Genomic DNA, 6,309 nt, shown 5'->3' with positions numbered 1-6,309 from the left:
TGTTTTACCGTGGTCAACGTGGCCGATAGTACCAACGTTAACGTGCGGTTTCGTACGTTCAAATTTTTCTTTAGACATGAGTGGTCCCTCTAGGTACGGATTTAGGTGGCCCAAATTGACCACGCAACCAAAAAAAGATAATTGGTAAATCTAATATCAAAAGGAAATAAACTTGAGAGCTGGTGCTGATAGGCAGACTCGAACTGCCGACCTCATCCTTACCAAGGATGCGCTCTACCACCTGAGCTATATCAGCACTCAAATTAGAGTGGAGCGGGCAGCGGGAATCGAACCCGCATCATCAGCTTGGAAGGCTGAGGTAATAGCCATTATACGATGCCCGCAACACGTAACTCTGAGAGCTATTTCCTAAAGAATATGGTGGAGGGGGACGGATTCGAACCATCGAAGGCAGTGCCGGCAGATTTACAGTCTGCTCCCTTTGGCCACTCGGGAACCCCTCCAAATTTTCAAGCCATTCAGACTACTAAAGGAAAGAATGGTGCCGACTACCGGAATCGAACTGGTGACCTACTGATTACAAGTCAGTTGCTCTACCTACTGAGCTAAGTCGGCATAAGTGGTGCGCATTCTATTGAATGATTTTCTAGGTTGCAATAGTAATTTGAAAAAAAATCATAAATTTCGATTTTTTAGATTCGTTTGCTGCAAATTCGTACAAACTTAGCTTTTTTAAAGTAAACTTCGACCTTTGTCGTTTGCTTTGAAGTTCGCTTGATGTATGTTCTTGCTTCTATTAAACCAAGGATAAAAGAGACCCATGAGTCCATTTTTGTCATTTGACCGTGCAAATTGGGCCGAGTTAAGAAACTCTGTACCGATGACACTTTCTGAAGACGACTTGACTGCGCTTCAGGGCATTAATGAAAACCTAACCATGGAGGAAGCGGTAGAGATCTACCTTCCTTTGTCTCGTCTTTTGAATCTGTATGTCCAGGCTCGTCAAAGCCGCAATTCCGTATTACAACAATTCTTAAATACAGAGGAACATGCTCCCCCTTTCGTAATTGGTATCGCTGGCAGTGTTGCTGTAGGCAAAAGTACGACTGCTCGTATTCTAACGGCATTGCTTTCTCGTTGGGAGAATCATCCCAAAGTGTCCTTGGTTACAACAGATGGCTTCCTATATCCGAAAAAAGTACTAGAAGAACGCGGTATCATGCATCGTAAAGGCTTCCCAGAATCCTATGATATCAAGCGCTTAGTCGAGTTCATGTCTGACGTAAAGGCAGGAAAGCCCGATCTTGAAGTACCCATCTACTCTCACATCACGTATGACATTACTGATGAACTAAGAAAAGTGGATAGACCGGATGTTCTTATTATTGAAGGTTTAAACGTTCTGCAAAGTGGAATGGACTATCCACATGACCCGCATCGTGTCTTCGTCTCTGACTTTTTAGATTTTTCAATTTATGTCGACGCAGAAACAGAGACCATTGAACATTGGTATGTAGAACGCTTTTTAAAGTTTCGCCAAGGGGCCTTTACGAAACCTGGCTCTTATTTTAGCCACTACACACAACTCTCTGTCGATGACGCAAAGAAAAAAGCGAAGCAAATTTGGCATGATATTAATGGGCTCAATTTAGAATTGAATATTCTTCCAACTCGTGAGAGAGCCCACTTGATTCTACACAAAGGCGTTAACCACTTGGTTGATAAAGTCTCGTTGCGAAAGTAATCGAAGATTAGTCACTTTTACGCAACGAGATTTCACCACCAATATAAGTCTCTAGTCCTTGGGAGGTTTCAATTAATATTCCACCTTGATGATCGATGCCTCGAACGACGCCATATACCTCTCTAGGACCAATAAGCAGTTTGACCTGACGATTAAGGAAATTGTCTAACCGATTCCAACGTTCGATAAAGCCAGTAAGTCCTTTCATTTCATATTCGACAAGTGCGGAATTCCAATGCTTGATAAGTGTCATTGCTAGAACATTTCTATCGATCTTGAGACTCTGATTTACTTGGTTCAACGTGGTCCATGGCTGGTCAATCTCAGGCTGGTCGTCAGGCATTCCAATATTCAGGCCCATCCCAATCACTAGATGAGCAGCCCCACCGGCCTGACCCGACATTTCAACCAAGATTCCGGCCAGTTTTTTATCTTGATAATACAAGTCATTCGGCCACTTGAGTTTAACACCTTGCATGCCTACTTCTTCCAGAGCTTCCACTGCGGCAATCCCAATCACCAAGCTCAAGCCCATTGCCGCAGCCATTCCCGCATCCAGTCGCCAATACATAGAGAGATATAAGTTAGAGCCAAACGGTGAGACCCATTGTCTACCGCGGCGACCACGCCCTTGTGCTTGATATTCAGCAATACAAACACGGCCCTTTTCCGAATCCACGACTCTGTCGAGCAAATACTGGTTCGTTGAGTCAATCACAGGGACAAGTTCAACAAGTGACTCCGAGCTAGTGGTCAGGAGTGTCTCGTCTAACAACTGCAATGGTGAAGCTAATTGGTAACCACGCCCTTGCACTCGATAAATATCAATACCCCATTCACTAAGACCTTTAATGTGCTTAGCGATTGCCGCTCTGGAAACATTAAGATCGTCGCCCAACGCTTCTCCTGAATGAAACTCTCCATCACTTAATAACCTTAAAATATGAAGTTTCGTAGAGTGATCTTTTCTCATCTAGATGCCTCGATCTGAGTCAAATTCGTCTCCCCGGTACGATTGAGAAAGCGTACTTCATGCTCAAGTATGATTTGGTATTTATCCCATACCGTCTGCTTCACTAAATAAGCAAGCGCGACAATGTCATCAGCACTACAATTATCCATGTTGGTCAAAACCAAAGCTTGCATAGGGTTGACCTGCGCACCGTGTACAGACTTCCCTTTTAATCCACACTGATCGATAAGCCAACCAGCAGCAATTTTCATTCCTCCAGAAGCTGGGTAGGCCACTACGTTAGGGTATTTTTTTGTGAGTCGATCATAGTGATCTTGCGTGATCACTGGGTTTTTAAAGAAACTACCTGCGTTACCTATCTTGGTTGGATCTGGCAGTTTTGCCTTTCGCACTTGGCATACTCGTTCGAAGATAGAAGCAGGGCTGAGCTGTTCTTCTGGGATACTTTGTAAAGGACCGTACTGGTTAATCGGCTGCCATTGCTTCGCCAACTTAAGCCCTAATGCGGTGATAAAGCACTTTCCGTGCAACGCATGTTTAAATATGGAATCCCTATAGGCAAACTCACAGTCTTGGGCGTGCATTCTTTTGTTTTCAAACGTAGTTAGATCAAGAACATCTACATAATCACAGATGTCTTTTAGCTCTAGGCCATACGCACCAATGTTCTGAATAGGAGCCGAGCCAGCACAACCTGGAATCAAAGCTAAGTTCTCGATCCCACCGATCCCCTGATTCACACACCAGGAAACCAATTCAGGCCAATCTTCACCACCGGCAATATGTAATAGGTAGTGCTCATCCGTTTCCGTGACTTCTTTACCCATGATTCGATTAACAATCACTAATCCCTCAAAATGTTCTGTAAAAAGAACATTACTTCCTTTACCTAAAAAAAGTTTCGGTAAATGGGTGAATCTTGGGTTTTGAAATAGCTCAATAACATCTTCAAGCGACTCAACGATAGCTAAATAGGAACACGATTGTTCAATTCCAAAAGTATGGTAAGCCTTTAGGCTCGCATTTGTTTTAATTTGCATAGTAGGTTTGCAACACCAGATAAGATTCTCTTAAACTGTCGACATTCTACATTAGTTATCTTTTAACCGCAGTGACAATACCAGACTCATTAATCATAGAAGTGTTAAATCCCATCAAGCTCCCCCTCATTAAGAAACTATACAAAGCGTATTACCCTGCGGGTCGAGCCAAAAAAGATGAATTGATCATTACAGCAAGCCATAAAGGTGAAATCATTGCGTTACTACGTTTAAAAAGTGTAGATAAAGTTCGTCTATTGACAGGAATGTTGGTCATTCCGAAAGTTAGGGGAACAGGGATTGGAAAAGAACTACTAACTCATTGTAAAAAAAATGTTTTCACTGATGGCGATTATTGCTTCGCGTTTACACATCTCGAATCCTATTATTCCAAGCATGGATTCACAACAATTGATTGCTCTGAGCTACCACACCCGCTAAAAATGGCATTTCAACGTTATGTAGATAGCGGTAAAGATCTCATTCCAATGCAATTCATCTCTTCAACGACATCAAAACGCGTGCTTTTGTAGCCAGGTAAATCATATCTTTGATAAAATGGCAGGTTCGCAATATTGCACTAAACTAAGGTACTCATACCGATATGATAGTAAGTAGGAATCCATTCGAACAGTTGCCAAGTCTCGCTGTCAATCCGGAAGACTTTGATGTTCTGTATTCAGCAGAATCATTCAGAACCCGTCTTTTAGATGCTATCAGCAAAGCAACGTCGCGAATTTACCTAGTCGCTCTATATCTGGAAGATGATGAAGCTGGACGTGAAATTCTCACTGCGCTTTATGAAGCGAAACAGCGCAATCCTGGGTTGGACATCAATATCTGTGTCGACTGGCATCGAGCGCAGCGTGGCCTGATTGGTGCGGAGACATCTGAGGGTAATTCAGCGCTTTACAAAGCATATGCCAGCAAATACCAACACCCAATCCCTGTCTATGGCATACCAGTGCGTGGCAGAGAAGTTTTTGGGGTACTGCATTTAAAAGGCTTCATTGTCGATGATACTGTTATCTACAGTGGGGCGAGCTTAAATAACGTTTATCTCCATTATCATGAACGTTATCGATTTGATCGTTACCATGTGATTCGACATGAATCTTTAGCGAATTCAATGGTGCAATTCATTCAGGAAGAAATGATTGCTCACCCTGCCGTTAATGATCTTGCAGGAAAAGATAAGCCAGAAACCAAAGAAATAAAGTCGGCGATTCGCCAACTGAGGGCTTCTCTTGCTCAAGCCAACTATAAGTTTGAAGACCAAGCTGCAACAGAAGAAAGTGTAAAAGTCACTCCGTTAGTTGGGCTAGGCAAACGCCGTAATCTGCTCAATCAACAGATTGTAAAGTTATTGGCAGCAGCCCAAGACGAAATTTTCATTTGTACGCCTTACTTTAACTTCCCTAAAGCACTTCATCGTGAAGTGAAACGAGCCATGAAGCGTGGTGTGAAAGTAACTATTGTTGTGGGCGATAAAACCGCCAATGACTTTTACATTGCACCTGAGGAAGACTTTAAAACCATTGGCGGACTTCCATATCTTTACGAAGTGAATTTGCGTCGCTTTGCGAAAGCCAATGAAGCGAATATCGCCGCACGTAAATTGTCAATTCACCTATGGAAGCATGACAATAACAGCTTCCACCTTAAGGGTATTTGGGTTGATAAACGCTATATGCTACTTACTGGGAATAACCTAAATCCACGTGCTTGGTCACTCGACCTAGAAAATGGGCTACTCATACAAGACAATTATGCGAAGCTCACTGAGAAGTTTGAAGACGAAGTTTCGCGTATTCTTGAGCATACTCACCTTATCTGTACTTATAAGCAATTAGAGAAAGTAGAAGACTATCCTATAGAGGTACAGCGACTGGTCAGAAAAATTACCCGCCTAAAGGCAGATGGTGTTTTAAAACGTATTCTTTAGACATCATTTCTCGCTCTAAAGTACGTCGAGATTTTTATACTAAGCCAACCGCTTTAGCAGTTGGCTTTTTCATATAATCCATTTGGAATACTTAACTATTTTCTAGTACCGCTAGTGAGCACATAACCACTTAGATCTAGAGCGACTCTCTTAATGGGTTTGAGCTTTGACGTTTGTGAGTATTCCGCATAGCTTACAGCCTCGAGCTAAGCTACCCCTCTCTGTTCTGGCGCTTCTTACCCTTTGGCGATATATTTTTTCTGAGACTCATCAAATGTTCAGCGTCGAAAATCATCACCTCGCTAATGAAGAGCTCCTTCAATCTTTCATCTTCCAATTCGTTTTTTCTTTCTCATCAAGATTCAAGTCGTTGAACGCCTTTGAATACCATAGATTACTTAGGCTTGTTTGTAGGTCATATTGCCTTTCCACAGCATCACCGGCCTATAATTAATTAAAGCCTAGTGTGTAATTACGCAGAGTTCGCTTAGTAGGGATTATGTGAAATAGTCTAGTTAGGTGTATAAACACTCTTCAGGGAAACGTCGCAGTAGAAACGAAAAAAGCCCCAGTCTTTCGACTGAGGCTTAATATAAGTGGCGGAGTGGACGGGACTCGAACCCGCGACCCCCGGCGTGACAGGCCG

5 protein-coding genes and 4 tRNA genes are annotated in these 6,309 nt (G+C 42.7%); 3 read left to right on the top strand and 6 right to left on the bottom strand.

Going from position 1 to position 6,309, the window contains the following annotated elements; genetic code table 11:
* Positions 1-180 precede the first annotated feature (180 nt).
* The 4 genes from R7093_RS23715 to R7093_RS23700 all read right to left on the bottom strand — a co-directional run bounded on the left by R7093_RS23715 (position 181) and on the right by R7093_RS23700 (position 576).
* Positions 181-256: transfer RNA gene (locus tag R7093_RS23715), tRNA-Thr, on the bottom strand.
* Between the two features lie 13 nt (positions 257-269).
* Positions 270-344, bottom strand: a tRNA-Gly gene (locus tag R7093_RS23710).
* A 35-nt stretch (positions 345-379) separates the two neighbouring features.
* Positions 380-464 (bottom strand) — tRNA-Tyr (locus R7093_RS23705).
* Between the two features lie 36 nt (positions 465-500).
* A tRNA-Thr gene (locus tag R7093_RS23700) sits at positions 501-576 on the bottom strand.
* Between the two features lie 205 nt (positions 577-781).
* On the opposite strand from R7093_RS23700, the gene coaA reads away from it, so the two are divergent.
* Positions 782-1,705, top strand: a complete 924-nt coding sequence (gene coaA / locus R7093_RS23695) for a type I pantothenate kinase (RefSeq protein WP_005388683.1) — start codon at positions 782-784, stop codon at positions 1,703-1,705.
* 7 nt (positions 1,706-1,712) lie between these two features.
* Here the strand turns inward: coaA and birA are convergent, their stop codons facing one another.
* Positions 1,713-2,678, bottom strand: coding sequence for a bifunctional biotin--[acetyl-CoA-carboxylase] ligase/biotin operon repressor BirA (birA, locus tag R7093_RS23690; RefSeq protein WP_033907505.1), 966 nt, complete (start codon positions 2,676-2,678; stop codon positions 1,713-1,715).
* Positions 2,675-3,718: a UDP-N-acetylmuramate dehydrogenase gene (gene murB, locus R7093_RS23685; protein ID WP_025768995.1), complete on the bottom strand. Its 1,044-nt coding sequence runs from the start codon at positions 3,716-3,718 to the stop codon at positions 2,675-2,677. Before murB ends, birA begins: the two co-directional genes overlap by 4 nt.
* A 101-nt stretch (positions 3,719-3,819) precedes the next feature.
* Here murB and R7093_RS23680 point away from each other — a divergent pair, with 101 nt between their 5' ends.
* Both R7093_RS23680 and pssA read left to right on the top strand, forming a co-directional pair.
* A complete protein-coding gene (locus R7093_RS23680; RefSeq protein WP_025768994.1) occupies positions 3,820-4,251 on the top strand; it encodes a GNAT family N-acetyltransferase in 432 nt (143 codons plus the stop codon).
* A gap of 71 nt (positions 4,252-4,322) precedes the next feature.
* Positions 4,323-5,663: a CDP-diacylglycerol--serine O-phosphatidyltransferase gene (pssA, locus tag R7093_RS23675; RefSeq protein WP_025768993.1), complete on the top strand. Its 1,341-nt coding sequence runs from the start codon at positions 4,323-4,325 to the stop codon at positions 5,661-5,663.
* Positions 5,664-6,309 lie beyond the last annotated feature (646 nt).

The sequence above is a fragment of the Vibrio sp. 1580 genome, assembly GCF_033340055.1.
The sequence above is the reverse complement of the archived record's forward strand: the minus strand, read 5'-3'. Positions and strand labels throughout refer to the sequence as shown.

What these genes read in the sequence shown, in the direction of transcription:
- murB (WP_025768995.1), bottom strand. Translation starts at nt 3,718, where the DNA reads ATGCAAATTAAAACAAATGCGAGCCTAAAGGCTTACCATACTTTTGGA.
- birA (WP_033907505.1), bottom strand. Translation starts at nt 2,678, where the DNA reads ATGAGAAAAGATCACTCTACGAAACTTCATATTTTAAGGTTATTAAGT.
- pssA (WP_025768993.1), top strand. Translation starts at nt 4,323, where the DNA reads ATGATAGTAAGTAGGAATCCATTCGAACAGTTGCCAAGTCTCGCTGTC.
- coaA (WP_005388683.1), top strand. Translation starts at nt 782, where the DNA reads ATGAGTCCATTTTTGTCATTTGACCGTGCAAATTGGGCCGAGTTAAGA.